General features: G+C 71.6%; 21 protein-coding genes and 1 tRNA gene. 10 read left to right on the top strand and 12 right to left on the bottom strand.

What is annotated here, in order from left to right:
* Window positions 1–20: 20 nt before the first annotated feature.
* The 4 genes from mshC to O3W51_RS10300 form a co-directional block, all read right to left on the bottom strand.
* Window positions 21–1,250, bottom strand: a complete 1,230-nt coding sequence (gene mshC, locus O3W51_RS10315) for a cysteine--1-D-myo-inosityl 2-amino-2-deoxy-alpha-D-glucopyranoside ligase (RefSeq protein ID WP_138354780.1) — start codon at window positions 1,248–1,250, stop codon at window positions 21–23.
* Between the two features lie 171 nt (window positions 1,251–1,421).
* Entirely contained in the window at window positions 1,422–2,324 is a 903-nt protein-coding gene (locus O3W51_RS10310) for an SCO1664 family protein (protein WP_138354779.1), read from the bottom strand.
* The gene (locus O3W51_RS10305; RefSeq protein ID WP_138354778.1) at window positions 2,288–2,878 is read right to left on the bottom strand and encodes a DUF3090 domain-containing protein; all 591 of its coding nucleotides are present in this window, start codon (window positions 2,876–2,878) and stop codon (window positions 2,288–2,290) included. The genes O3W51_RS10310 and O3W51_RS10305 overlap by 37 nt, the downstream gene beginning before the upstream one ends.
* A 186-nt stretch (window positions 2,879–3,064) precedes the next feature.
* Window positions 3,065–3,802: a histidine phosphatase family protein gene (locus tag O3W51_RS10300; RefSeq protein ID WP_138354777.1), complete on the bottom strand. Its 738-nt coding sequence runs from the start codon at window positions 3,800–3,802 to the stop codon at window positions 3,065–3,067.
* 47 nt (window positions 3,803–3,849) lie between these two features.
* Here O3W51_RS10300 and corA point away from each other — a divergent pair, with 47 nt between their 5' ends.
* Both corA and O3W51_RS10290 read left to right on the top strand, forming a co-directional pair.
* Window positions 3,850–4,842 carry a magnesium/cobalt transporter CorA gene (gene corA, locus O3W51_RS10295; RefSeq protein ID WP_138354864.1) on the top strand — a complete coding sequence of 331 codons (993 nt, stop codon included), beginning with the start codon at window positions 3,850–3,852 and terminating at the stop codon, window positions 4,840–4,842.
* A gap of 306 nt (window positions 4,843–5,148) precedes the next feature.
* The gene (locus tag O3W51_RS10290; RefSeq protein WP_138354776.1) at window positions 5,149–5,754 is read left to right on the top strand and encodes a hypothetical protein; all 606 of its coding nucleotides are present in this window, start codon (window positions 5,149–5,151) and stop codon (window positions 5,752–5,754) included.
* A gap of 144 nt (window positions 5,755–5,898) precedes the next feature.
* On the opposite strand, the gene O3W51_RS10285 is transcribed toward O3W51_RS10290, so the two are convergent.
* Window positions 5,899–6,948 carry an LLM class F420-dependent oxidoreductase gene (locus O3W51_RS10285; protein WP_138354775.1) on the bottom strand — a complete coding sequence of 350 codons (1,050 nt, stop codon included), beginning with the start codon at window positions 6,946–6,948 and terminating at the stop codon, window positions 5,899–5,901.
* Between the two features lie 126 nt (window positions 6,949–7,074).
* Here O3W51_RS10285 and O3W51_RS10280 point away from each other — a divergent pair, with 126 nt between their 5' ends.
* Together O3W51_RS10280 and O3W51_RS10275 are read left to right on the top strand one after the other, a co-directional pair.
* Entirely contained in the window at window positions 7,075–8,055 is a 981-nt protein-coding gene (locus O3W51_RS10280) for an aldo/keto reductase (protein ID WP_138354774.1), read from the top strand.
* A gap of 341 nt (window positions 8,056–8,396) precedes the next feature.
* Window positions 8,397–10,562, top strand: a complete 2,166-nt coding sequence (locus O3W51_RS10275; RefSeq protein ID WP_269285298.1) for an ATP-dependent DNA helicase — start codon at window positions 8,397–8,399, stop codon at window positions 10,560–10,562.
* Window positions 10,563–10,667: 105 nt separating this feature from the next.
* On the opposite strand, the gene O3W51_RS10270 is transcribed toward O3W51_RS10275, so the two are convergent.
* Window positions 10,668–11,276, bottom strand: coding sequence for a hypothetical protein (locus O3W51_RS10270; protein WP_138353263.1), 609 nt, complete (start codon window positions 11,274–11,276; stop codon window positions 10,668–10,670).
* 47 nt (window positions 11,277–11,323) lie between these two features.
* Between O3W51_RS10270 and O3W51_RS10265 the strand changes: the two genes are divergently transcribed.
* Entirely contained in the window at window positions 11,324–11,512 is a 189-nt protein-coding gene (locus tag O3W51_RS10265) for a DUF5703 family protein (protein WP_138353264.1), read from the top strand.
* Between the two features lie 110 nt (window positions 11,513–11,622).
* Here the strand turns inward: O3W51_RS10265 and O3W51_RS10260 are convergent, their stop codons facing one another.
* The 3 genes from O3W51_RS10260 to O3W51_RS10250 all read right to left on the bottom strand — a co-directional run bounded on the left by O3W51_RS10260 (window position 11,623) and on the right by O3W51_RS10250 (window position 14,350).
* The gene (locus O3W51_RS10260) at window positions 11,623–12,474 is read right to left on the bottom strand and encodes a chaplin family protein (RefSeq protein ID WP_269285278.1); all 852 of its coding nucleotides are present in this window, start codon (window positions 12,472–12,474) and stop codon (window positions 11,623–11,625) included.
* Window positions 12,475–12,647: 173 nt separating this feature from the next.
* Complete coding sequence (locus tag O3W51_RS10255; RefSeq protein ID WP_138353266.1) at window positions 12,648–12,881, bottom strand: chaplin; 234 nt, start codon at window positions 12,879–12,881, stop codon at window positions 12,648–12,650.
* A gap of 131 nt (window positions 12,882–13,012) precedes the next feature.
* Window positions 13,013–14,350 carry a M20/M25/M40 family metallo-hydrolase gene (locus tag O3W51_RS10250; RefSeq protein WP_381587868.1) on the bottom strand — a complete coding sequence of 446 codons (1,338 nt, stop codon included), beginning with the start codon at window positions 14,348–14,350 and terminating at the stop codon, window positions 13,013–13,015.
* A 208-nt stretch (window positions 14,351–14,558) separates the two neighbouring features.
* Here O3W51_RS10250 and O3W51_RS10245 point away from each other — a divergent pair.
* From O3W51_RS10245 to O3W51_RS10235, 3 genes are all read left to right on the top strand, one after another.
* Window positions 14,559–14,646: transfer RNA gene (locus O3W51_RS10245), tRNA-Leu, on the top strand.
* Window positions 14,647–14,866: 220 nt separating this feature from the next.
* Window positions 14,867–15,280, top strand: a complete 414-nt coding sequence (locus O3W51_RS10240; RefSeq protein ID WP_138353267.1) for a hypothetical protein — start codon at window positions 14,867–14,869, stop codon at window positions 15,278–15,280.
* The gene (locus tag O3W51_RS10235) at window positions 15,277–18,990 is read left to right on the top strand and encodes a caspase, EACC1-associated type (protein ID WP_138353268.1); all 3,714 of its coding nucleotides are present in this window, start codon (window positions 15,277–15,279) and stop codon (window positions 18,988–18,990) included. The genes O3W51_RS10240 and O3W51_RS10235 overlap by 4 nt, the downstream gene beginning before the upstream one ends.
* A gap of 28 nt (window positions 18,991–19,018) precedes the next feature.
* On the opposite strand, the gene O3W51_RS10230 is transcribed toward O3W51_RS10235, so the two are convergent.
* The gene (locus tag O3W51_RS10230) at window positions 19,019–21,217 is read right to left on the bottom strand and encodes a DEAD/DEAH box helicase (protein ID WP_138353269.1); all 2,199 of its coding nucleotides are present in this window, start codon (window positions 21,215–21,217) and stop codon (window positions 19,019–19,021) included.
* Between the two features lie 544 nt (window positions 21,218–21,761).
* On the opposite strand from O3W51_RS10230, the gene O3W51_RS10225 reads away from it, so the two are divergent.
* On the top strand, window positions 21,762–21,980 hold the full coding sequence (locus O3W51_RS10225) for a helix-turn-helix domain-containing protein (protein ID WP_269285296.1): 219 nt from the start codon (window positions 21,762–21,764) through the stop codon (window positions 21,978–21,980).
* Between the two features lie 23 nt (window positions 21,981–22,003).
* On the opposite strand, the gene O3W51_RS10220 is transcribed toward O3W51_RS10225, so the two are convergent.
* The gene (locus O3W51_RS10220) at window positions 22,004–23,476 is read right to left on the bottom strand and encodes an SDR family oxidoreductase (protein ID WP_138353270.1); all 1,473 of its coding nucleotides are present in this window, start codon (window positions 23,474–23,476) and stop codon (window positions 22,004–22,006) included.
* Between the two features lie 290 nt (window positions 23,477–23,766).
* Between O3W51_RS10220 and fahA the strand changes: the two genes are divergently transcribed.
* The gene (gene fahA, locus O3W51_RS10215; protein ID WP_138353271.1) at window positions 23,767–25,014 is read left to right on the top strand and encodes a fumarylacetoacetase; all 1,248 of its coding nucleotides are present in this window, start codon (window positions 23,767–23,769) and stop codon (window positions 25,012–25,014) included.
* Window positions 25,015–25,238: 224 nt separating this feature from the next.
* Here fahA and O3W51_RS10210 read toward each other — a convergent pair whose 3' ends face one another.
* Window positions 25,239–26,471 carry an alpha/beta hydrolase family protein gene (locus O3W51_RS10210; RefSeq protein ID WP_269285274.1) on the bottom strand — a complete coding sequence of 411 codons (1,233 nt, stop codon included), beginning with the start codon at window positions 26,469–26,471 and terminating at the stop codon, window positions 25,239–25,241.
* Window positions 26,472–26,557 lie beyond the last annotated feature (86 nt).

Raw genomic sequence — 26,557 nt, 5'->3', positions numbered from 1 at the left:
AGCTGTCGTACGGGCTGTCGTTAGAGGGCGACGCCCAGGAGTGCGTCGACCGCGCGGGAGACCACACCGGGCGCTCCCTCGTCCGTGCCGCCGGACAGGGCCTGCGAGGCGGCCCAGCGGTCCACCGCGGCGAGCGCGGCCGGTGCGTCCAGGTCGTTCGCGAGCGCCTCGCGGATCTCCTCGACGAGCGCCTCGGCCGGCGGCCCGTCGGGACGGGACACCGCCGCGCGCCAGCGGGCGAGGCGTTCGACGGCGTCGGCGAGCACGCCGTCCGTCCACTCCCAGTCGGCGCGGTAGTGGTGGGCGAGGAGCGAGAGCCGGATCGCGGCGGGGTCGACCCCGTCACGGCGCAGCTGGGAGACGAAGACCAGGTTGCCCTTGGACTTCGACATCTTCTCGCCGTTGAGGGCGACCATGCCGGCGTGCACGTACGCCTTGGCCATCGGGAACTCGCCGGTGAGCACCTGGGCGTGCGAGGCGCCCATCTCGTGGTGCGGGAAGGCGAGGTCGGAGCCGCCGCCCTGGACGTCGAAGCCCATCCCGAGGTGGTCCAGCGCGATGGCCACACACTCGATGTGCCAGCCGGGCCGGCCGCGGCCGAGGGAGGCGCCGTCCCAGCTCGGCTCGCCCTCACGGGCGGCCATCCAGAGCATCGGGTCCAGCGGGTTCTTCTTGCCGGGACGGTCCGGGTCGCCGCCGCGCTCCGCGGACAGGATCCGCATCGCGGTCGCGTCCAGCCGGGAGACCTGGCCGAAGTGCGGGTCGGAGTCGACGGAGAAGTAGGTGTCGCCACCCAGTTCGTAGGCGGCACCCAGTTCCAGCAGCCGTTCGACCAGCGGGACGATCCCGGGTATGGCCTCGACGGCGCCGATGTAGTGGGCCGGGGGGAGCATCCGCAGCGCGGTCATGTCCTCCCGGAACAGGGCGGTCTCACGCTCGGCGAGCGCGGTCCAGTCGTCTCCGTTGGCGATGGCCCGCTCCAGGAGCGGATCGTCGACGTCCGTGACGTTTTGGACGTACTGCACCTGACGCTTCGTATCGAGCCACACGCGCTGCACGAGGTCGAACGCGTTGTAGGTGGCCGCGTGCCCCATGTGGGTGGCGTCATAGGGAGTGATCCCGCAGACATAGATGCGGGCGACCGGACCGGGGTCCAGGGTTACCGGGCCACCGGTCGCGGTGTCGTGGAGGCGGAGGTCGCGGCCACTGCCGGGAAGGGCAGGGACGTCGGAAGCGGGCCAGGCATACATGAGATGAGCGTAACCGGACGTGGGTTCCGGAAACGAACCGGCGGCAGGCACGAGTGCGGATGGGCCGGATTGGCCGTCTTGACTTTTCCGCGCGCCGCCGCCCGGGAGGGTCGGCTCCGGGTCCTCGGCCCGACGGCTGTGCCGGCAGGGCAGACCTGCGGCTGGAGACTCCTAGACGGGCGGCCAGGGAATGGCCGGCCACTGGCCGCTCGGCCGCGGGTAGCGACCGGTGCGCAGCAGATCCGCCACTCGGGTGCCGACCGCTGCCACCTCGGCGTCGGTGAGCAGCTCCGCGAGCCGGGCGCCCAGCCCGCCCTTCAGGGCGTCGGTGAGGCGCCGGAGCACCTCGACGGCGTCCTCGGGCAGCGGTTCGTCCGCCCAGCCCCACAGGAGGGTGCGCAGCTTGTCCTCGGCGTGGAAGGCGATGCCGTGGTCGATGCCGTAGAGCCGGCCGTCCGGTGCGGGCAGCAGATGGCCGCCCTTGCGGTCGGCGTTGTTGATCACGGCGTCCAGCAGGGCGATCCGGCGCAGCCGCGGGTCGTCGGCGTGCACCAGCAGCGCGGTGCGGCCGCCGCCCACCTCGGCCCGGACGACCGCCTTCCAGCCCTCGCCCGGCTCGTCCTCCTCGACCAGGGCCAGCAGCTCCGGCGCCTGGCCGGACTCCTCGTCGGCCTCGTCGATCCACAGCTGGCACATGCCCTCGCCGTACGGGCCGTCGCGCAGCACCGTCGGTGGTACGAGGCTCCAGCCGGTGGCCTCCGAGACCAGGTACGCGGCCACCTCGCGCTCGGCGAGGGTGCCGTCGGGGAAGTCCCACAGCGGGCGCTCCCCGGCGACCGGCTTGTACACGCACTCGGCGGTCCGGCCGTCGAGGGCGACCTCGCAGTACAGGACGGCGTTGGAGGCGTCGCGCAGCCGCCCGCGCACGGTCAGCTCGCCGCGGGTGAGCAGCTCCATGGCGTCCCCGGCAGCGCCGGACGGGCCGCCGGGCGGGCCGGTGGTGTCACCCGGATCGCCGGACGTACCGGCGTCGCCGGTCAGGCCCCCCGCCGGTACCCGTTCTGGCGCGGGCATACGTGTCCTTCCGGGTCCAGGGGCAGGCTGCACAGCGGGCACGGCGGACGGCCCGCCGAGACCACGTCCAGGGCCCGCTTGGCGAAGGACCGGGCCTGCGCGCCGGTCAGGTGGACCCGCAGCAGCGGCGGGCCGTTCTCGTCGTCCTCGCGCAGCTCCTCGGCCGCTTCGAGGGTGGCGTCGTCGGCGTCGGGCTCGACCTCGACGAGCGCCTGGGCCTCCAGGACCATGCGCTCCTGGGTGCTGTCCCAGGCCAGCGCCATGGTGCCGACCCGGAACTCCTCCTCAACGGGACTGTCGAGCGGCGCGGTGTCGGCCAGTTCGCCCGGCGCGACCGCGGGCACGACGGTGCTGCCGCCGGTCCGCCGAACGACCTCGTCCAGCAGCTCGTCGATCCGTTCGGCCAGCGCCGCGACCTGCGTCTTCTCCAGGGCGACGCTGGTGGTGCGGCCTGCGCCGGTCGCCTGCAGGAAGAAGATGCGCTGGCCCGGCTCACCGACCGTGCCGGCGACGAACCGGTCCGGTTGTTCGTAGAAGAAGACCTGACGGGGCACGTCCTGCTCCGTTTGCTCGACTGTGCGGCTGCTCGACTGTGGGACTGCTCAGCTGTGGCGGTGCTCAGTTGCGGCTGTGCTCAATTGTTTGGGCTCAGTTATGGGTGTGACCGGCCGTTCCGTACCGCCGGACACGGTCCGGGGCGGCGGAACACTGCCGGTCCACCACCCTACTGCGGAAGCCGATCACGGTGTGCCGGTGCCACCACCGACCACCGCGTCCCCCGTCGTGCCCCCGGCGGCGTTTCCGCCTGTTTCCGACGCTTCGGTGGCCGCCGCGGACGGCGCGGGCGCGAGCCCGGTGAGGTCGCCGGTGTCGCCGAGCCGCAGCAGGAACGGCCGGTAGGCGGTGTAGCGGATCGCGGTCACCGAGCAGGGGTCGACGGCGATCCGCTGGAAGAGGTCGAGGTGCATGCCCAGGGCGTCGGCGGCGATGGCCTTGATGATGTCGCCGTGCGAGCAGATGGCGTAGACCGCGTCGGGGCCGTGGCTCTCCTCGATCCGCGCGTTCCAGTCCCGTACCGCGTCGACCGCGCGCGCCTGCATGGCCCGCAGCGACTCGCCGTCCGGTCCGGGGAAGACCGCGGCGGACGGGTGGCGCTGCACGGTGGCCCACAGCGGTTCGTCGGCGAGCTCGGCGAGCTTGCGGCCCGTCCAGTCGCCGTAGCGGCATTCGCCGATCCGGTCCTCGGTGTGAACGGGCAGCTCGGGGCGGGTGTCCAGCATCGGCTGGACGGTCTCCCGGCAGCGCTGCAGCGGGCTGGTGACGACGGCGGCCAGCGGCACCACGGACAGCCGGGCGGCGAGCTCGGTGGCCTGGGCGCGGCCGCTGTCGTCCAGGGCGACGCCCTGGCTCCAGCCGGCCAGCACTCCGTCGGCGTTGGCGGTCGACCGCCCGTGGCGGACAAGGATCACGGTGGGCATGCGGGCCAGCCTACGTCGGTGGTGTGACTTCGCCGGATCGCGGAAGAATAGCCCTCGTGATCGTGGACTGCGCCATCTACAAGGACGGGCACCGGACCGAGGGGCCCGACGACCTCTCCGATGCCCTGGACCAGGCGCGGGCGTCCGGCGACGCCTTCCTCTGGATCGGACTGCACGAGCCGACGGAGGACGAGTTCGACCTGGTGACCTCCGAGTTCGGCCTGCATCCGCTGGCCGTCGAGGACGCCCTGACCGCACACCAGCGCCCCAAGCTGGAGGTCTACGACGATTCGCTGTTCGTGGTCCTCAAACCGCTGGAGTACGACGACGCGGCGGCGACGGTCACCGCCGGTGAGCTGATGGTGTTCATCGGTGACGCCTTCGTGGTGACGGTGAGGCACGGCGAGGGCAGCGCGCTGGCCGAGGTGCGGCGGCGGCTGGAGAAGGATCCCGAGCTGCTGAAGCACGGACCGCCCTCGGTGCTCTATGTGATCAGCGACACAGTGGTGGACCACTACGTGGAGATCGCCTACGAACTGCAGGTGGACCTCGAGGAGTTGGAGTCGAGCGTGTTCACCCCGAATGCCGGGGACACGGCCAACACCGCGAGCACGATCTACACCTTCAAGCGCCAGGCACTGGAGTTCCGCCGTGCCACCGGTCCGCTGATGGACCCGATGGCCCGGCTCGCGGGCGGCGGGGTGCCGTTCGTCTCGGCGGCCAGCCGGCCGTTCTTCCGCGATGTCGCCGACCACCTGACCCGGGCGAACGAGCAGGGCGAGAGCCTGGACCGGCTGCTGTCCGACATCCTCGCCGCGCATCTGACGCAGGTGGGAGTGCGGCAGAACGACGACATGCGCAAGATCTCGGCGTGGGCGGCGATGGCCGCGGCGCCGACGATGATCGCCGGCATCTACGGCATGAACTTCGACCACATGCCGGAACTCCACCAGACGTGGGGTTATCCGGCCGTCATGACGCTGATGGCGGGCATCGTCGCCCTCCTGTACGGGTTCTTCAAACGGCGCGGGTGGCTGTAGCGGGGTGGGGCGGGTGGTTGCGGCCGGGCGGTGCGGGTGGCGGTGACCGTGTGGGGTGGCGGGCAGACTGTGCGCGGCGGGTCGCCGTGACCGTATGGGGCGGGTGCCCCGCGAGGCGTAACTCCTGGCCCGCTGAGGCGTTGTGTTTGCTGACGGCCGTGGCGGGGAAGACCCCCGAGCCCCCACCACGGCCGCAGATCCCAGCGATCCGGTCGAGCCTCCTCATCCCGCACTGTCCTACCTCCTGGGTAAGGTGCAACGGGGGCTGAGGGGCCAACGAGGCCGTGAATCGCGAAGCAGGTGGACATGTTCAGCAAGGCGACGAGGAGCCGCCCGACCACGCGCCGGTCGGGTCCGGCGGGGTCGGACTGGTCGCCGTACGAGCGGCTCGAGGACGCTTCCGACGCCTACTTCCTGCACGCGGACGTCGCGTTGGACGCGATCAGGGGGGTGCTCGGACGCCGCAAGGTCCTCGGTTTCACCCTGGAGCGGGTGGTGGATCTGACGGAGGCCGGCACGTCTGTCTGGCAGGAGGCGGCGGTCTGCGACGGCCGGCGGCTGATCCTGTGGCACAGCGAGGAGTTGGCCGACGACAGCGCACCCGGCGGGACCGTACTGGACTCGTCGGTGCAGGTGCTCCCGTTGAACTCCATCGGCCATGTCGGGATGCGGACGCTGGTCGGGAGGAACGAGCAGGGAGTGCGCGTCGACCGCGGGGTGTACCTGGTACTCGCGACATCGATGCCGCACGAGTTGAGCGCCGTGCAGGGCGATCCGGACTCGCCGGTCGCCGCCGCCCGCTTCCGTCCGGAGGCGTTCCGGTTCAGCAAGTCGCTCGACGACGGCGGACCGGGCCAGATAGCCCGGCTCGTCGCGTTCGGACGGCTGCTGGGGCGGCTGGTGCCCAGCTAGGGCGTGTTGCGAAAGTCCCGCCTGGCCCACGACGCCTGGCACGCGCCCTAGAACCCGACGGCCCTCAGGCCGGACGCCGGTCCGCCGCCGGGACCTGCATACCGGCCCCGGCCCTCCGCGGGACCGGGGCCGGTCCTCTGCCGGCTACGCGAGGCCCGCGCGCTCCATGGCCTCGACTCCCGCGCGCAGTGCGGCGACCCGCTCGTCGAGCGTCCAGCCGGCCGGGGTGACGGTCAGGGTGGTGACGCCGGCGGCCGCGTACTCCTGCATGCGGTCCGCGATCCGCTCGACCGGGCCGAGCAGGCTGGTGCGGTCGATCAGCTCGCGCGGGACGGCGGCCGCGGCGCCGTCCTTGTCGCCCGCCAGGTACTTGTCCTGGATCTCGGCGGCTTCCTTCTCGTACCCCATGCGCTGCGCGAGCCGGTTGTAGAAGTTCTGCTTCCTGCTGCCCATGCCGCCGACGTACAGGGCGGTGTAGGGGCGGAAGATGTCGGCGAGCGCGTCCACGTCGTCACCCAGCGCGAGCGGCAGCGTCGGACAGACGTCGAAGCCCTCGAGGGTCTTGCCGACCTTGGCGCGGCCCGCGCGCAGCGGGGCCAGCGAGGTGTCCTCCATGTTCTCGGCGGCGCAGAAGAGCGTCAGCGCGCCGTCGGCGATCTCGCCGGTCTGTTCCAGGTTCTTGGGGCCGATCGCGGCGATGTACAGCGGGATGTGCTCGCGCACCGGGTGCACGGTGAGCTTGAGCGCCTTGCCGGGGCCGTCGGGCAGCGGCAGCGTCCAGTGCTCGCCCTCGTGCGAGAGCCGCTCGCGGGCCATCGCCTTGCGGACGATCTCGACGTACTCCCGGGTGCGGGACAGCGGCTTGTCGAAGCGCGTGCCGTACCAGCCCTCGGAGACCTGCGGTCCCGAGACGCCGAGGCCCAGCCGGAAGCGGCCGCCGGACAGCGAGTCGAGGGTGGCGGCGGTCATCGCGGTCATCGCGGGGGTACGGGCCGGGATCTGGAAGATCGCCGAGCCGATGTCGATGCGCTCGGTCTGCGCGGCCACCCAGGAGAGCACGGTCGCGGCGTCGGAACCGTACGCCTCCGCGGCCCAGCAGACCGCGTAGCCGAGCCGGTCCGCCTCCTGGGCGACGGCCAGGTTGTCCGCATCCATCCCGGCGCCCCAGTAGCCGAGGTTGATTCCGAGCCGCATGCCGCTCCCCTTACTGATGAGTAACGTCTCTGTCACTCCGGACTTTAGCGCCATGGCGTGCTTCGCGCGCCTGTCGGGTTCGTCACTGCTGCCCAATCAGCCACTTCACCAGTAATCTCAGCGGTCATGGAACAGAGGCACCTCGGCCGCACCGGGTTGCGCGTGTCGCGGCTTGGCCTGGGCACGCTCACTTGGGGGCGCTACACCGGGGAACGCGACGCGGCCGACCAGCTGAAGACGTTCTGGGAGGCGGGCGGCACGCTGGTGGACACCGCCGACGTCTACGCGGACGGCGGCGCGGAGTACCTGCTCGGGCGGCTCATCGAGGAGTTCGTCCCGCGCGCGGATCTGGTGATCGCCACCAAGGCGGGCAGCGTGCCCGATCCCGACCGGCGCTTCGACTGTTCCCGCGGCCATCTGCTCTCGGCCCTCGACGCCTCCCTGCAGCGGCTCGGCACCGACTACGTCGACCTGTGGCAGGTGCACGCCTTCGATCCGGCCACCCCGCTCGACGAGACGCTGCAGGCCCTCGACATCGCCGTCACCTCCGGCCGGGCCCGGTACGTAGGGGTGTCCAACTACTGCGGCTGGCAGCTCGCCAAGGCCGCGACCTGGCAGCGCGCGGTGCCCGGCCGCACCCCGCTGGCGAGCACGCAGATGGAGTACTCGCTGCTGCAGCGCGGCATCGAGCGCGAGGTGCTGCCGGCCGCACTCGACCTGGGCATCGGGCTGCTGCCGTCCTCGCCGCTGGGCCGGGGCGTGCTCACGGGCAAGTACCGCAGCGGCACCCCCGTCGAGTCGCGCGGCGGCTCGGAGGAGATGGCGGCCTTCGTCGACCCGTACCTCGACGACACCGCCCGGCTCATCGTCGACGCCGTCACCACCGCGGCCGACGGGCTCGCCGTCCGGCCGATAGACGTCGCGCTGGCCTGGGTCAGGGACCGGCCGGGAGTGACCGCGCCCATCGTCGGCGCGCGCAACGCGCAGCAGCTGGCGCAGGCATTGTCAGTGGAGGCCCTTAGTCTTCCGGGTGAGATCTGCCAGGCGCTGGACGATGTGTCGGCGCCGCTGCACCGTTACCCGGATCACGACTGGAGCACGCTCTGAGCGAGCCCGGCCGGGGATCCGCCGCACCACGCCGCACCACGGAGGCCCACGTGACCGAGGACCGCACCGACCAGGACGTCGCGACGCCCGGCGCCGACGGGCAACCGCCCACGGCCCCCGCCCGCCTCGCCGAGACGGAGCGGGCCCAGGAGCGGGTCATAGACGATGCCGCCGCGCCGCTCGTCCCCGCCCCGGCCGCGCGGGCCGGTGCCCGTGCCAAGCCCGCGGTCGACCTCGCGGACCTCGCCGCCGCCATGCGCTCCATCGAACGCGGCGACAACCCCTCGGCCCCCGCCCCCAAGGGCGATGCCGCGGCCGCCCGCCGCAAGCGCCGCGACGCGATGGCCGCGGAGACGGCGAAGCTCCAGGCCGCCGAGGCGGCGGCCGTGGCGGGCGTTCCCGTGCCGGGGGCGGAAGCTGCCGAGGGGGCCGAAGCCGCGGAGGGGGCGGAGGGTTCCGAGGGGGCGGACGAGGCGGCTGTCGTCGATGGTCCGGAGGCCGCTGCTCCGGAAGGTCAGGACGCCGCGGAATCCGCGCCTGCCGAGTCCGCCGAGTCCGCCGAGTCCTTTGAGCCGCCCACGCCTTCGGAGCCTTCGGAGGCGGAGGCCGAGAGCACCGACCACGCCGAGGAGGACGAGGAGGACGAGCCCGAGGAGGTCGTCGACGCCGAACCCGTCGCGGCTGAACCCGTCGCGGCCCCGGCTCCGGCCGTCCCCGCTGAACGGCCTGTCCGGGAGCGGGCGGAACAGGAACCGGTCCGTCTCGCGCGGGTGCCGGTGGTGTACGACCCCGCCGCCGTCGAGGCGGTGCGGGCCGTGCTGGCCGAGGGCGGGGCGCCGGCGGAGCTGGCCGAGCCCGCGGTGGCCGCGCTCGGCGAACGGGCGGCGCAGGCGCTGCGCGAGGATCCGTGGCAGGTGCTGTCGCTGGCCGGCGTGCGGGTCGAGCACGCGGACGGCTTCGCGCGGGCGCTGCTCGGCGCCGACTGCGGGCCCGACGACGAGCGCCGCGTACGGGCCCTGGTCGTATGGCTGTTGGAGCGGGCCGCCGAGCAGGGGCACACGGCCCTCGAATCGTCCGTGCTGCGCACCGCGCTGGAGAAGCAGTCGGTCTCCGGCGCCGAGGAAGGACTGAGCGCCGCCATCGCCGAGGGCCGCGTGCTGGTGTTCCAGGACACCGAGGACGTCCCCGGGGCGAAACCCGCCGCGGCGGACGAGGGGGACGAAGGGCCGCCGGTCCGGCTGCTGCTCGGCCTCGACCGCTACGCGCTCGCCGAGGAGAGCCTCGCGGACGGCCTGGACCGGCTGCTCAAGACCTTCGAAGGCGACGATCTCGACTGGGAGTCCGCCGCGGCCGCCACGTCGTCGCCGTCCGCCGCCGCGCTGGTCCGCGCCGCCGCCGTCAGCGGTCTCGTCACGCACACCGGCGGAGAGGCGGCCCGCGCCGAGCCGGCCGCGCTGGTCGCCGCGGCGCGGGAGCTGGGGCTGCGCGCGTACGCCGCCGCGTACACCGCGGAGGGTCGGCGACGGCTCGCCGCGCACCTCGGCGAGGACACCGCCGTCACCGTCGCCGGGCTGCTGTCCGGGCAGGAGGGTCCGGGCCGGGAGGCCGACGGGAGCCTGGCTCTGGACGTGCTGGCCGTACTGGACGCCCCGCAGCTCGACGTGGAGCTCTCGGCGACGCTCGTCGAGGCCGTTCCTGACGGTGCACGGCTGGTCCTCAGCGGCGACCCCGGGGTGCTGTGGTCGGCCGGGCCCGGCCGGGCCTTCGCGGATCTGCTGGCGGCGAAGACCTGTCCGCAGGTGGCGTCCCGGACCCCGGACCCGGGGCCGATCGGCGAGCTGGTGTCGGGGATCGGCATCGGGGAGCTGACGGCGGTGGAGGCTCCCGGTAAGGAGGTCGTCATCGTCCCGGTGCGCGACCCCCGCGAGGCGGTGCACCGCACGGTGCAGCTGGTCGCCGACTCGGTGCCGCGCGTCATCGGAGTGCCCGCCACGGAGACCCAGGTCATCACGCCGGGCCACGGCGGCGCGGTCGGCACCCAGGTGCTGAACGCGGCGCTCAAGGAACGGCTCAACCCCGGCCCGGGCCGGTTCGGCGGCTTCGACCCGGGCGACCGGGTGGTGTACGCGCCGGAGCCTGGCCTGACGCTGCCCGGCACGGTGCTGTCCGCCGATCCCGAGGGTCTGAACCTGGACTGCGCGGGCACCCGGGTCCTCGTACCGCGCGACCAGGTGGCGGCGCTGCGGCACGGGTGGGCGATGACGGCACAGCAATCCGCCGGGCTCCGCTGGCCCGCCGTGGTCGTGGTGCTGCCGGGCGACGCGGTGCAGGCGCTGACCCGTGCGTGGGTCTACACGGCCTTCGGCCGGGGCGAGCGCCACCTTTCGGTGGTGCAGGGCGCCGATCAGGGCCTGGCCCAGGCGGTGGCCGGCATTCCGGCGAAGGACCGCACGACCCGGTTGCGTTCGGTGCTGCGCGAGCAGGCGCGCGAGCAGGCGGCGGAGTGAGCCGCGCCGGGGCGGACGGAAACCCGTCCGCCCCGGCGCATGCTCTTGCTGCGGAGTCCGGGTCTTGTTGTCCGGGTTTAGTTGTCCGGGTTTAGTTGTCCGGGTTTAGTTGTCCGGGTCGAGGGCGCTCAGCTCGTCGTCGAAGACCGAGCTGACGTCGAACCGGCAGATGATCAGCTGGGGGTCGGCCTGATCGAACGGGGTGGCCAGCCAGTCCCCCGGATCGGTGGGCTCCGCGGCGGAGACCCAGAGGGTCGAGTCGCCCTCCTCGAGCCCGAACTCCTTGTGCCGCTGGGCGATCTCGTCGGGCTCGTACTCACCGAAGAGAATGCCGACGGCCGCGTTCACCCCGGTGTCCGGTCCGGAGTCGGCGTCGGCGACCCGCCGGGCCTGCAGCAGCAGCCGCTGCGGCTCCACGATGCTGTAATCGCGGCGGATCAGCACGCTGATCGCGGCAGGTTCATCGGAGCCCGCGTACTCGGGCAGCGTGTCACCGGACGGCACCTCGAACGGCGTGACCTCGTCATAGGCGTCGTAAAGCAGCTCGTCATAGGCCTCGGCGGCCGTGGCGAGGTCGTCAAAAGCGGTGTAGACGGCGGGGTCGTCCTCCCCCGTCCGGTTCTCGATCGCCTCAAGGTGGCGGTCCAGCGCGGCTTTGACCGCCTCAGCGGCGGCACGTACCTCGGCAACGGTGGGCTGCACGTCATCAGACATGGTGCAGACGCTATCCGCACCAGGGCGTTGCCCGCACAATAGATGCGATGCCGGAATACGAATTCACAGAGATGTACGTCCCCCGGGGTGTGTCCCGGAAGGACGCGACGCGACTGCTGACCGATCACGCGGAGTACGGCCACTGGGAGTTGGACCGGCTGCGCCTCTACCCCGACGGGAGCCGCCGGGTGCGGCTGCGCCGCCGGATCATCCGTCAGGTCAGAGCAACCTGGTGAGCTGATATCCACCCATAACGTATAAATGGGACCCCGCCACCGCGGGGTCCCATCGAGCCGTGCGCCGAGCCGCGCGGCGGCCTTCCGGCCACCCTGCGGCTCTCCTGCCGTCAGCGACGGGCGGCGCGGTTACGGCGGTAGAGCATCCCGCCGCCGAGCAGCAGCGCGGCACTGGTCGGCAGCGCCATCCCGATCGAGCCGCCACCGGTGGCGGCCAGCTGAGCGGTCGGGTGGTGCGCGGCCGGAGCGTAGGGCGACGAGGGCCCACCCGGGTTGGAGTGACCGGTGCCGGGGTTGCCCGGGGTGCCGGGGTTACCGGGCTGACCCGGGGTGCCGGGGTTGCCGGGCTGGTCCGGGTTGCCCGGAGTCCCCGGGTGCCCCGGATTCCCCGGGTGACCGGGCTGGCCCGGATGTCCAGGCTGACCGGGGTGGCCCGGGTGGCCCGGAGTACCCGGGTTTCCGGGGTGCCCCGGAGTGCCCGGGTGGCCCGGCTGGCCCGAGCAGTCGTCGCCGTGCGGCGCGTGCCACTCCGTGTTCCCGCAGCCGTTGCCCATCGCGGGGTTGAGCCCGCCGATCACGGTGATGCTGTTGCCGCACGCGTTGACCGGGACGTCGACCGGAACCTGCGCCGAGTTGCCGGAGAGAACGCCGGGCGAGTGCGAGGCACCGCCGTGCGCCACCGCCCCGGAACCGCCTGCTCCGCCCCGTCCTCCATGGCCCGAGACGTTCGCGCAGCTGTTGCCCATCGCCGGGTTCAGCAGCCCGATGACGTTCGCCGTGTTCCCGCACAGGTTCACCGGTACATGCACCGGCACCTGCACGTTGTTGCCCGACCCGACGCCCGGCGAGTCGGACGTGGTGCCGACCGCACCCGAGTCCGCAAACGCGAAGCCGCTGCCGGCAGCGAGAACGCCGCCCGTCGCGACCACGGTGATCAGGCCCTTTTTCGCGACCTGTCGCATAGCCTTCCCTACCTTCGCTCTCAGTGAGGCCCCGGGGTCGCGGCCCCGGGAAGGGAACGGACGGCTGTGAAATCCTTGTCCGATTCCCCCATAAAGACCGAGGGGCCCCGGAGCGCGGAAATAAGCACTCCGGGGCCGGCCCGGTTCAGACCCTCAAGGGGTCGAACATGACGTCACTTGTTGACGCAGCTGTTGCCGAAGGCGGGGTTCAGCAGACCGATCACGGAGACCGTGTTGCCACAGGCGTTGACCGGGACGTGGACGGGGATCTGGATCAGGTTGCCCGAGAGCACGCCCGGGGACTGCACGGCAGCACCCTGCGCGCCGGCATCGGCAACGGCCAGGCCCGCACCGGCGAGTACGAGACCACCAGAGACAGCAGCAGCAGCGACGATCTTCTTGATCATGGTTTCCTCCTAGTTCGAAATGCGGTCCCAGCCGCGGACCGCACAAGTCGTAACGACCCCGAAGGAAACGAGCTACGAAACTGCGGGAGCTTTCACCCGTCTCAGTTCGACTGACACAGGTGGTCGAATCATCAGCAATTTTCGATGAAACGGTCCAGCACTCGAACGCCGAACTTCAGCCCGTCCACCGGAACCCTCTCGTCCACACCGTGGAACATGCCCGCGAAGTCCAGCTCCGGCGGAAGCTTCAGCGGCGCGAATCCGAAGCAGCGGATTCCGAGGTCGTCGAAGGACTTCGCGTCCGTCCCGCCCGACAGGCAGTACGGCACCGCCCGCGCGATCGGGTCCTCGGCCTTCAGCGCGGTCTGCATGGCGTCCACCAGCGCACCGTCGAAGTCCGTCTCCAGCGCCTTGTCCGAGTGCACCGACTCGCGCTTCACCCGCGGGCCGAGGATCCGGTCCAGGTCGGTGAGGAACTCCTCCTCGTAACCGGGCAGGAAGCGGCCGTCGACGTGCGCTGTGGCCTGGCCGGGGATCACGTTCACCTTGTAGCCCGCGCCGAGCATCGTCGGGGCGGCGGTGTTGCGCAGCGTGGTGCCGATCATCTTGGCGATGCCGCCGAGCTTCGCCAGCGTCGCGTCCATGTCCTCCGGGTCCAGCTCGGTGCCCAGGGCGTCCGACAGCTCGTCGAGGAAACCGCGCACCGACTTGGTCATCCGCACCGGGAACTTGTGCCGCCCCAGCCGCCCGACGGCCTCGCACAGCTCGGTGATCGCGTTGTCGTTGTTGGTCATGGAGCCGTGCCCGGCCGTGCCGTCGACGGTGAGCCGCATCCAGTGCATGCCCTTCTGCGCCGTCTCCACCAGGTAGAGCCGCAGGTTCTCGTTGACGGTGAAGGAGAAGCCGCCGACCTCGCCGATCGCCTCCGTGACCCCTTCGAAGAGGTCCGGGTGCTTGTTGACGAGGTGCCGAGCGCCGTAGACGCCGCCCGCCTCCTCGTCCGCCAGGAACGCCAGCACGATGTCACGCGGAGGCCTGCGGCCGCTGCGCAGCCGGTCGCGCACCACCGCCAGCGTCATCGCGTCCATGTCCTTCATGTCGACGGCGCCGCGCCCCCACACGCACCCGTCGGCGATCTCGCCGGAGAACGGGTGGTGCGTCCAGTCGTCGGCGTTGGCCGGCACCACGTCGGTGTGCCCGTGGATCAGCAGCGCGGGCCGGGAGGGGTCCTCCCCCGCGATCCGGGCGACGGTGGACGCCCGTCCCTTGTGCGACTCGAAGATCTGCGGTTCGAGACCGACCTCGGCCAGCTTCTCGGCGACGTACTCGGCCGCGGCGCGCTCGCCGGGCCCCGAGTGATCCCCGTAGTTGCTGGTGTCGATCCGGATCAGATCCCGGCACAGGTCGACGACCTCGTCCTCACCGGTGATCTTCCTGTCGCTCCTCGCGCCCGAAATCGACTCGCTCACGCTGTCTCCTCGTCCCTCACGCACTCCCGCGCCCGCATCCGGCGACCGCGGCGGATTCCGCTCCCCATACTCCCCCCCCCCCCCCCCGCACCCAAGAGCCACCCGCCCCACGTCATGATCCCTTCACACCGGCACCCGTGATCGGGCCCCTGGGATCTTTGCTATGGTTTACCTCGTCGCCGCGGCCGAGAGGCCTGCGGTACACCCGGTCCGGGTGGCGGAATGGCAGACGCGCTAGCTTGAGGTGCTAGTGCCCTTTATCGGGCGTGGGGGTTCAAGTCCCCCCTCGGACACCACGTTTTTGATCATGTTGCGGGTCAGGACTCTTCCTGGCCCGTTTTTTTCGTCCGCGCGGCCGGACGCACCCTGCGCAGTACAGCGACGGGGCTGCGGGTATTCGGCCGAGCCTCGGGCCCTGGCCGAATACTCTCTGTCGTCAGCCGGTGATCCAGCAGTACGCTCTGTCATTTGCCGAGGTGGCTCACCTGTAGGTGAGCCGGTAACGGGGGGTTCTGGATGGTTGACGGGGAGCGGGCCTGGCGGCTCGAAGTACTGGCAGGCGGCGACACCTTGCGGCAGGAACGCCTCACGCGGGCGCTGCATGACGAGCTCGCGAAGGCCGACGGGGCAGCCGTCGGATTCCTGGAGGCCGGGCCGGCCACCGGTGACGGCCATAAGGGTGGGGTCGCCGGCGACGTGGCGTTGTGGGGCTCTATCGCCGCTGCCGCCCGACCCGCGTCCCAGGTCCTCATCGCCTTGGTCACGGAATGGTGTGCCAAGGAGCGCAACCGGAAGGTCGAGATGACCTACCGGGGCAACTCCGTCACGATCAGCGGGCGTCCGGACGAGATGCAGGAGCAGATGATCCGCGACTTCCTGGGGACAGTCCGCGAGGACGAAGGGAACAACGGGGAGAACGAGGCGGAGTGACCCGCCTCGTCCGCCGCAAGGCGCTACTGATCGGCAACGAGAACTACCACGACAGCCGGTTCGGACGGCTCCCGTCCACCCGGGCCGACACCTGGCAACTGCGCCAGGTTCTGGAGCACCGCACCATCGGTGCGTTCGCGTCCGTGAAGACGGAGACCGACCTCACCGCGGACGCCATGCGCTCCGCGATCAGTGAGTTCCTCGAAAGCTGCGAGTCCGACGAATTGGCCCTACTCTACGTCTCGGGGCACGGCACCCGGCTCGTGCAGGCCCGCGGCGAGTTCTACTTCGTCGCCTCGGACACCGACTTCGACGCGGTTGCCGCGACCGGGGTGAGCGCCGGGTTCGTCAACGAGCAACTCGAAGGGTGCTGGGCCCCGCAGAAGATCGCCCTGATCGACTGCTGCCGGAGCGGTGGCTTCGCCATGGGTCTGCGCACAGTCGACGGACCCGCTCCTCCCTCCGCCAAATCCGGTGAGGCCGCGCCCCTGACCAGTCGGGGCGTGTACGTGCTCTCCTCGTCACGGGCGGGCGAGGACTCGTTCAGCGGTGCCGAGAGCGACGCCGGCGTCGAGCCCTCCGTGTTCACGGCGGAAGTCGTCGAAGCACTGCGTACCGGCAAGGTCGGCAAGGACGGGACCGGCGAGGTGTCGGTGGACGACCTGTTCCACTATGTGAACGGGCGGATGCGGGCCAAGGGCTCGCAGCAGATACCCGTCAAGTCCGCGCACGGTGTCGACGACCGCATGATCCTGGCCTCCTGCCCGCTGGGAAGCGCACCGTTGCTGGTGCCGCTGACGCGGCGGCCGCCCGCCGAGCCCGGCACGCCAGCGGCGCCAACCCGCACCGCCGGTACCTGGCCGACATGGGACAGCCTCCTGAGCTACTACCGGGAGTGTGTCCTGGCGGACACGACGGAGACCCCGCTCATGCCGGTCCGGGACGAGGGAACCTCGTACGTCTGCCTGACCGGAACCGAGCGGTTCCTCTCCGGCGATCTGGACGACGACGACTGCACCGCCGTGCCCCCCGAGGCGGCCGCGCTGGTCGACGCGGCGGCCGAGCAGGACGCGGAACTCTGGGCGGGCTACCCGGCAGTGGTCCTCAACGGCCTGCGTGACGGGCGGACCTGGCGGACGCCGAAATTCGCTCCGCTCCTGGTACGCCGCGTCGAGGCGGTCCAGGAGGCCGGCGAGGTCCGCCTCAAGCCGTACGGACCCGTGCTGCCGCACCCCAGGCTGGCTCGCGACTGGCTGGGGGTGGAGCAGGCGGCCGACCTTGTCGACACCTACCAGCAGACCTGGCACGCCGGGCAGCACGATCGGATGGCGGTCGAAGTACGCCAGTTGCTGAGCCAGGAGTACGAACTGCCCTGTGTCCAGGAGCCCCGGCCGGACCAGCTCGCCGACTGGATCGACATCCGTACCCCGGGCAATGGTGCCCGCAATGCCGCGGTCCTCTTGCTGGTGCCCCGCGACAGCAAGATCACTAAGAAGCTCCTCGCGGATTTCGAGAACATCTCCCGGAAGAGCGCGCAGATCAGGGCGACGGCGCTCGCCGCACTCTCCCCCCACCCCGCAGAACGCGCGGGACCGGCCGGGTCTCCCGCCGAACGGGACCCCGGTTCCGTACGGCTCGTAACACCGCTGCCGTCCAACGAGGCCCAGTCCGCAGTGCTGCGTTCGGCCATGACGCGCCGCCTCACGGTGGCCACCGGGCCGCCCGGCACCGGCAAGAGCCAGCTGGTGGCCAATCTCGTCGCCACCGCTGTGGCGGCCGGCCAGAGCGTGCTGGTGGCCTCCACCAACAACCAGGCCGTTGACGAGGTGTGGCGCCGCTGCGAGCAGCTGTCGCCGGGGAGCGTCGTGCGCACCGGTCCCGCGGGCGGCGACCCCGACTACGCGGAGGCCGAGGCGACGACGCTACGCCGGCTGATGGTCTCCCCCGCCCCCGCGGTAAACGTCACCACCGCGGGGATGGACGTCGACGTGGCGAACGACCGGCTCGACGCCGTCCGGCAACAGCTCGCCCGCTCGGCGCACACCGAGCGGGTGTTGCGCGGGGCGGGCGAGGACCGCGAGCAGCACGCCGCCAGGCTCCACCTGCCTGTCTCCGCGCTGCTCGGGCTCCTGGCAGCGGTGCGGGACCCGGGAGCCCTGGAGCAGAAGGCGACGCGGAGGGCCACCGCGCGCCTCTTCGGCGAATGGCGTCGCAGAAAGCTGCTGGCCCGTTTCGGCATCGCGGCCTTCGACGGCACCACCATGGACGCCTGCACCGCGCTCGCCGACTTCACCCGTGCCGAGCGGACCTGGCGGGCCGAACGCGAGCGGGCGGCGACCGGGATGGACGACGCCGGCCTCACCGCTGCTCTCGACCTGGCGGAGTCCGCCGTCCGCACCTCATCCGCGGCGTTGCTCGACAGCGCCGTGCAGGGCGCCGGCCGAGCGGGACATCAGCGCATCGCCGGGCTCCTGACCGCCCGTGACGCCGGTGGCAGCGACTGGGCCGCGGTACGAAACGCCCTGCCTGCGGCGCGGGGCTGGGCCGTTACCAGCCTCTCGGCACGGCGGTTCCCGCCGGATCCGGCTCTGTTCGACCTGGTCGTCGTCGACGAGGCCAGCCAGTGCGCGATCCCGCACGTCCTGCCCCTGCTGTTCCGGGCCCGCCGGGCGCTGGTCATCGGCGACCCTATGCAGCTCACCCACATCACCACGATCGACCCCGACGGGGAAGCGGTGATCCGGCGCGCGGCCGGGCTGCACTCCGACTGGCTGGAGAAGCAGCGCCTCGCCCACCGGCGCCACTCCGCCTTCCATGCTGCGGAGCGCGCGGCGGGCGGCAGCCTCCTCCTGGACGAGCACTTCCGCTGCCACCCGGACATCGCCGATGTCTCCAACCGCCTCTTCTACGAAGGCCGGTTGACCGTGCTCACCGACATCCGTGCCCGTCCCGCCCTCGGCCGCCGTGCGGTCATCTGGGCGCCGGTCACTGGCCGTGCCGTACGCCCGCCCTCCGGCAGTTCCTGGGTCAACCACGATGAGATCGACAAGGTGGAGGCCAGCGTCCGGCATCTGCTGGAGCAACTCCCGGACGGGACCGGGGCCACGATCGGGGTGATCACACCTTTCAAGGCCCAGGAGGAGGCCCTGAAGCGGCGACTGCTCCCGTACGGCGACCGGGTGCGCACGGGCACGGTGCACACGTTCCAGGGCGGTGAGCGTGACGTCATGGTCTTCTCCCTGGTCGCGGGAGACGGCATGCACCCGGGGGCGATCAGCTGGGTCGACCGGCAACTGAACCTCTGGAACGTCGCTATCACGAGGGCTCGATCGCACCTCATCGTCGTCGGCGATGTCGAGCTCTGGCAGCGCCGGGGCGGCGTGGGAGCCGCACTGGTGCACGCTGCCAACGCCACAGACAGCGACCTGGGTGCCGCTGAACCGGACGAGCTGCTCAAGCGCCTGTACAAGGCGCAGTCGGGTCGCCCAGGGGCAACGGTGCAACTCGGCATCTCCGTCAACGGCCACCCCGCTGACGCGATCGTACGGACGGACAGTGGCTCCACCGCCGTCCTCCTGGACCGGGGCCCGGACGAAGGCGCTGACGAAGCGCGGCATCTACGGCTGATGCTGCGGCGCCGCGAACTGCTGGACGCCGAACGGGTACCCGCCTGGCAGTTGTACGACGAACAGCCCTCGGGCGGACGTTGACACCGGCGGTCGTGCCACGGGCGTCGGCTCACGAGGCTTCGTCCCCCGTGGCGGAGGTGGCGAGGCGGAGTTGTTCCTCCGCCACGATCTGGCGGGCCAGGGACTGTTCGGAGATGTCGACGGCCTCGGGGGTGGACTCCGCGGTGTCGCTGCGGCGGGCGTAGGCGTCGAAGAGGCGCTTCTTGCCGTCGAGGATTTCGAGCATGCGCTGGTCGATGCTGTCGGCCGTCAGGAGGCGGTGGACCTGTACCCGGCGGATCTGGCCCATCCGGTGGGCCCGGCCGATGGCCTGGGACTCCATGGTGGGTTTGACCTGGGGTTCGCAGAGGATGACGACGGACGCCGCCTGCATGTTCAGACCGACACCGCCCGCCTGGATCTGGCTGAGCAGCACCGCGTGGCCGGGGGTGGCCGTGAAGTCGTCGACGAGTTGCTGGCGTGCGGTGACGGCGACGCTGCCGGTGATGGGACCGAGGGCCGCGTCGCCGAGGGCTTCCCGCACCGTGATCAGGACGTCGCGGAAGAAGGAGAAGACGACGACCTTCGCGTTGTTCTCCGCGGCCTCCCTGACGAGTTCCAGCAGGCGCTGGAACTTCGCGGACTTCTCGGGGTCGGCGTAGGCGGCCCGTCGCATGGCCATGAAGTTTCCGGCGGTCACGGCCGAGCGGTAGGCGGCGAGGTCGGCGGCGGTGAACTCCTCCCACTCGTCGACCTGGATGAGCTCGGGGAGTTCGGTCAGCACGTCCAGCTGATTGCGCCGGAGATAGGCGGGGGCGACGGCGCGGCGGAACACCTCGGATCCGGCGACGGCGTCGCTGTTGCGGACATGGGGCACGAGATCGGGCTGGAGGTAGTGGACGAGGTTGCGGAACTCCTCGACCCGGTTCTCCATCGGTGTGCCGGTGAGGAACAGGACGTGGTCGGTACGGGCCGTCCAGCGGGCTACGGATCGGGAACGGCGGGCCGCCGGGTTCTTGACGTAGTGCGCTTCGTCGACCACGAGCATGCCGACCGTGGTCTCCTTCGGGACCTCCAGGGTGTTCAGGCCGTCGAACGTGGTGACGGCGACGTCACCGCACCGGAGCCACTCGTCCAGCGCGGCTTCGCGGTAGGGGCCGTGCACCCGGTACGCGTCCAGGGTGCTGCGGGATTCGATCTCCCGCGTCCAGTTGATCAGGACGCTGGCCGGGCAGACCACGAGAAAGTGCGTCTGCCCCTCCGCCTTGAGATGGGCGAGTGCGGCGATGGCCTGAATGGTCTTCCCGAGCCCCATCTCGTCGCCGAGAACCACCCGGCGCTGGGTGAGCGCGAATCGGGCCCCGAAGTCCTGGTAGCCGCGCAGCGAGACCCGGCGGTGGGTGTCGTCCAGCCGCTGGGCCCGCACCCGGCCGGAGATGTCGGTCGGCAGGAAGCCCTCGGCCGCGTCCACGTCCGGCGCCAGCCCGGCGATCTCGGCGAGCAGGCTGTAGTAGTCGGGGGAGCGGACCTGGAAGTCGATCCACGCCTCGTCGGCCGGAACCGGTGGCCGCAGCAGGTCCGTGGAGGCCTGGGCGAGCAGCAGCGGCGTGGCGTCGTAAGTGCACTGGACGAGAAGGGCGTCGATCGCCTGGACCGCGGCCTGTGCCTCCTTGCGGCCCGTCCGTCCGGCGAACAGCATGCGCAACCGCCCCCGGGCCGGCCGGGCGCCGGCCATCAGCGGGTCGAGTTCCCCGTCGATCCGACCGGCCGCCGCGACGGCCCGCGGAATGTCCGGCCCGGCGTTCACCAGCTGGTTCAATGCCGTTACCAGCGCCGTCGTACGAGGATCGGCGCTCGCGTCGGGATCGATGCGGACGGTGACATGCTCCTCGACCGCCTCGGCGATCTGCCGCGCGGCGGCTATCGCCTGAACCGCGCTCTGCACACCGATCCCGGGGAGCTGCTGGAGCGCGTACCGCCGGGCGTCCAACACCTGCCGGACCGTGGAGTACCCGGCCTGCTCCAGAGCGGTCAGCCGCAGCCGTCCCTCGGTCACGTCCTTGAGCCGGGAGACCGGAATGCCGTCCAGCTCACGACGGACCAGCTCGTCCTTCAACGGAGTCAGGGCGCTCCGGACCGCGCCGCGGACCCGCTCGTGATCGGCGATCACTCCCCTGGCAGCCGCCATGAGGGCGTCAGCCCGCAGAAGCACCTCCCTGGCCCCCTTGCCGGCAGGCACCGCCTTCCGCTCCAACCCCACCCCACCCATGGCGCCCCTCGTGATCCGCCCGCTCCGGTCCCGTCACATGATTCACCGGCCCAGGGCCGTCCGGACGGCTTATCCCGCATCACGTTCTCCGGCGTGCGGGGCGGTGGGGTGTTGTCCCCGCCCCCGGCGCGCGGGCTGCCCGCGACGCACGCGGTGAATGCGCCGCGGTCCGCCTGGGTCGGCAAGCTGTCGATTCCGGGCGGCCTGGCGCACGAGGTGGTGGCGTCGGGCAGCACCACGATGAGGTCGCTGTACTTCGAGCGGGGCCAGGGCCCGACCGGATGGACCGGTATCCAGCCCGTCGCGGTGGGCCCGCTGCTCACCCAACTCATCCACCAACTGGCCACCGGTGTGCTGCCCGCCCGCGTGCGCGCCGAGGCCGTCCTCATGGATCTGCTCGAACCGGTGCCCGTCGCCACCCTCGACGTGCCCCTGCCGCGCGACGGACGCGCCCGGGACGTCGCTCAGGCCCTGCTGAAACGACCCGGCCAACCACCGGACGCTCGCCGAGTGGGGCCGCACCGTCGGCGTCGGCGCGCGCACCCTGCTCCGGACGTTCGCCGCCGACACCGGCGTCCCCTTCGGGCGCTGGCGGACCTCGCTGCGGCTGAGCGCCGCGCTGCCGTACCTGGCCGCAGGCGAACCCGTCGGCCGCGTCGCGTCCCTGGTCGGCTACGACACGCCCAGCGCGTTCGTCGCCTTCCGCCGCGAGACGGGCCTCACCCCGGGTGCCTACTTCCGCACACCGCCGCGCGGCGAGTGAATGAGTCGGACGGGCAGGCCGGGTTACCAGGCGGCCGGGGCGTAGTCCTTGAGGAAGCAGCCGTAGAGGTCTTCGCCGAGTTCGCCGCGGACGATGGGGTCGTAGACGCGGGCGGCGCCGTCGACCAGGTCGAGGGGGGCGTGGAAGCCCTCTTCGGCCAGGCGCATCTTGTCGGGGTGGGGGCGCTCGTCGGTGATCCAGCCGGTGTCGACGGCCGTCATGAGGATGCCGTCCGTCTCGAGCATCTCCTGGGCGCTGGTGCGGGTGAGCATGTTCAGGGCGGCCTTGGCCATGTTGGTGTGCGGGTGGCCCGGGCCCTTGTAGCCGCGGCTGAACTGGCCTTCCATCGCCGAGACGTTGACGACGTACTTGCGGCGCGCGGTGGCCGCGGCCATCGCCGGGCGCAGCCGGCTGACGAGGACGAACGGCGCGGTGACGTTGCAGAGCTGGACCTCGAGGAGCTCGAGCGGGTCGACCTCCTCGACGCGCTGGATCCAGGTGTTGGTGGCGTCCAGGTCCGGTACGAGGCCGCCGGCGTCGATGGCGGTGCCGGCTTCGATTCGGGCCGGGGACGCGGAGCCGGTGGTCAGGGCCAGGGCGGTGATCGACTCGGGTGTCAGGGCGTCGTGGCCGGACGACGACGGGCCGGGCAGCGCGATCTGCGCGCCGCTGCCGAAGTGGCCCAGGACGGTGCGCGAGGGCAGCTCGCCGGCCGGCAGCGGGGCGAGTTCCGCGGCGACGAGCTCCGCGTAGGCGCGGGGGCTGCGGCGGACGGTCTGCGCGGCGTTGTTGATCAGGATGTCGAGCGGGCCCTCGGCGGCGACCTCGTCGGCGAGCGCGATCACCTGCGCGGGGTCGCGCAGGTCGATGCCGACGATCTTCAGCCGGTGCAGCCACTCCGGGCTGTCGGGCATCGCCTTGAAGCGGCGGATCGCGTCGTTCGGGAAGCGGGTGGTGATGGTGGTGTGCGCGCCGTCGCGCAGCAGGCGCAGCGCGATGTACATGCCGATCTTCGCGCGGCCGCCGGTGAGCAGGGCGCGGCGTCCCGTGAGGTCCGTGCGCGCGTCGCGGCGGCTGCGGTTCTCCTTCGCGCAGGGCGGGCAGAGCTGGTGGTAGAACGCGTCGACCTCGACGTAGCGGGTCTTGCAGACGTAGCAGGAGCGGGGGCGCTCCAGGATGCCGGCGATCTCCTGCGTCACGGACGTCGTGAGCATGTTGCCCAGCGTCTCGTCGTCGATGCGGTCGGCCGCGCCGGTGGCCGTGGCCTCGGTGACGGCCTTGTCGTTCGCCGTCTTCGAGGCGCGGCGCTCCTGGCGGCGGCGCTGCTTCACCGTGCGGTAGATGCCGGCGGTGGCGCGCCGGACGGCGATGGCGTCGGGGTGGTCGACGTCCAGCTCGTCGAGCTCCGCGAGGACGCTCAGGCAGAGCTCCAGGCGCGCCGGGTCGATGCCCGTCGAATCATCGCGCCGGGTTTCCGTCTGCTCACTCGCTGTCATGCCGTTACTGCCTTCTGGATTGTCTGTTCCGCCCCGAGTCCACCCGAGTCAGGCGGAACTCTACGTACGCACGTGTAGCACCACCAAACTCGAGGCCGTCGGCGCCCCCTGGATCTACCGTCGGTGTCCGGACCGGCACTTACCGTTGCCACGGTGCAGGTGCGGCGCAGGTGCATGGCCCCCGCGTCCGGCCCCGCGTGCGGCCCTCCTCCGGCCACGTCCGGCCCTTGAGACGGAGCCCCGGAGGCGGGAGATAGTCTCGGGACGTTCGTTCTCTCCCTGGAGGCCAGTTGAGCGCCAGCAGCCCGCTCACCGTCCCTGACGACTCTCCGTTCGGCGTACACAACCTGCCGTACGGCGTCTTCACCACCGCCGACCGGCCGGAACAGCGCCGGATCGGTGTCGCCATCGGTGACCACGTTCTCGATGCGGGCGCGGCGGCCCGCGCGGTCGGTGCGCTCGCCGAACCCGGATTCGCCGCGCTCGACGCCCCCTCGCTGAACCCGCTGCTGGCCGCCGGCCGGCCGGTCTGGACCGCGGTGCGCGCCGCGGTCACCCGGTGGCTGACGGACGAGGCCCTTCGTGCGGCCGTCGAGCCGTGCCTGGTGCCGCGCGCCGATGTCACCCTCCACCTGCCGTTCGAGGTGGCCGACTACGTCGACTTCTACGCGTCCGAGCACCACGCCACGAACCTCGGCCGGATCTTCCGGCCGGGCTCCGAGCCGCTGACGCCCAACTGGAAGCACCTGCCGATCGGCTACCACGGCCGCTCCGGCACGATCGTCGTCTCCGGCACGCCGATCACCCGCCCGTCCGGGCAGCGCAAGGCCCCGGCCGACCCGGTTCCGGACTTCGGCCCGTCCCGCCGCCTGGACATCGAGGCGGAGCTGGGCTTCGTCGTCGGCACGCCGACCGAGCTGGGCAGCCCGGTCGCGCTCGCCGACGCCGCCGAGCACGTCTTCGGCGTCTGCCTCGTCAACGACTGGTCCGCCCGTGACCTCCAGGCGTGGGAGTACGTGCCGCTGGGCCCGTTCCTCGGCAAGTCCTTCGCCACGTCGGTGTCGCCGTGGATCGTCCCGCTGGACGCCCTCGCGCAGGCCCGCACCACCCCGCCGGAGCGCGACGTCGAGCCGCTCCCGTACCTCGACGACCGGGACGCCGCGGCCGAGCCGTCCGGCTTCGACATCGCCTTCGAGGTCCGGCTCAACGGCCATGTCGTCTCGCGCCCGCCGTTCGCCGCCATGTACTGGACGTACGCGCAGATGCTCGCGCACATGACGGCCAACGGCGCGTCCCTGCGGACCGGCGACCTCTTCGCCTCCGGCACCATCAGCGGTCCCGAGCGCGAGACACGCGGCGCGCTCATCGAGCTGACGTGGAACGGCCAGGAGCCGCTCAAACTGGCGGACGGCAGCGAGCGCACGTTCCTCGACGACGGCGACGAGGTCGTCATCACCGCGACCGCGCCGGGCCCGAACGGAACCCGCATCGGCTTCGGCGAGGTGGCGGGACACATCGTGCCCCGCCCCACCGCCTGACGGTCACGGCCTGACGGTCTCCGCCTGACGGACTCCGCCTGACAGTCACGGCCGCAGGGCCGTCCGACCGCACACAAGCGCCCGCTGGACGTCGTTCCTACGATGTCCAGCGGGCGCTTTCCGCTGCTGGGCGTGTGCCGTCTGCGCCGCGTGGTCCTTGAGCGGGCCCTGCCTAGGTCTGCCGGTGCTGTCCGGCTCGTTCACCGCGGTGCTGTCCGGCTCGTTCAGACGGTGGTGGCGGTGCTGGTGGCGAGGGTGTCGTCGAGCCAGTCGTAGATGCGGGCGAGGGACAGGCGCATGGCGCCGGGGTGGCAGTGCGCGCCGGCGCCTCCTTCGGCGGTGAAGACCATGAGGGTTTTGGGGCAGGTCAGGTGGTGGTCGAGCTGCTCGGGCTGGCCCTTGAAGAATTCGTCGTCGGCGGCGTCGCAGACCAGGGTGGGGCACCGGATCTGTTCGGCGATGCCGTGGTGAAGGGTGTAGTCGAGGTAGGAGGCGCTGAAGGCGCGGGGGGTGTCGACGCCCATGACGTACATGCCGTGGTTGATCGCCCAGCGGGCGGTGGCATCCTGGGCCATGAGCTGCTCGAAGCCCGCGTCGAGTTCAGGGGCCGAGTCCGCGCGCAGGAGACGTTCGGCCGCGGCGCGGTCGCCGGGGATGTTGCGGACGGAGATCTGGCCGAGGTCATAGACACCGTCCACGGCTATCAGCGCGGCCAGGCGGTGCTCGAAGGCCGCTGCCCGGGGGGCGAGCACACCGCCCATGCTGGAGCCCAGCAGCGCGATACGGCTGGGGTCGACCTCGGGAAGGGTCTCGGCGAAGTCGATCACGGGGGTGATGACGTTCTCCCAGTCGGGGCGGAAGACCAGCCCTTCGCGGTGGCGCGGGCCGGGCTGTCCTGGGCCGTCGAAGGTCAGCACCGTGTAGCCGCGCTCCACGGCCGCCAGCGCGCCGCTGAAGTGGAGCTCCTCGGCGGTGCCGTCGAAACCGGAGTGCATGATCAGCGTCGGCCGGGGTGCGCCGGTGGTGTCGGCCCGGTAGAGGTAGCCGGGCAGCGTGGTGCCCTCGTACGGGATACGGACCGGCTCGATACGCGGGGTGGACAGCGCGGCGGCTGCTTGGAAGCAGGCCACGCTGCGGTCGTAGGCGTGGTCGTGGCGCGGGTCGCACGGGTGCCCGTGCAGGAAGAACTCAGCCGACCGGTAGTAGTTCGATGCCCGCAAGAACCCGTCCCGCGCACTGACCGGGTGACCGGCCTCCAGCGCCTTCCGCGCCTCGCCGGCCACCCGGTCCGCCGTCGCGAGCCACTCCGTGTGCCAACTGTCGTAGTCACCCTCAACGATGCGCTCACACGTCGAGACCACCTCACCGAAATCAGCGCCGCCATAAGCGATGTGACTCATCGAACGCAAGGTCTCGTACCAGAACTGGGTGTTGTCCGGGAACAGCAGCTGCTTCATCACGCTCTCCTTAAGCACAGATCTGTGCGTACGCCAGAACTGTAGACCCTCCGAGCGCAGCGAAGCAAATATTTGTGCTTACGATG

The organism is Streptomyces sp. H39-C1 (assembly GCF_027158125.1).
In the GTDB taxonomy this organism is placed as follows: Bacteria; Actinomycetota; Actinomycetes; order Streptomycetales; family Streptomycetaceae; genus Actinacidiphila; species Actinacidiphila fildesensis.
The sequence above is the reverse complement of the archived record's forward strand: the minus strand, read 5'-3'. Positions and strand labels throughout refer to the sequence as shown.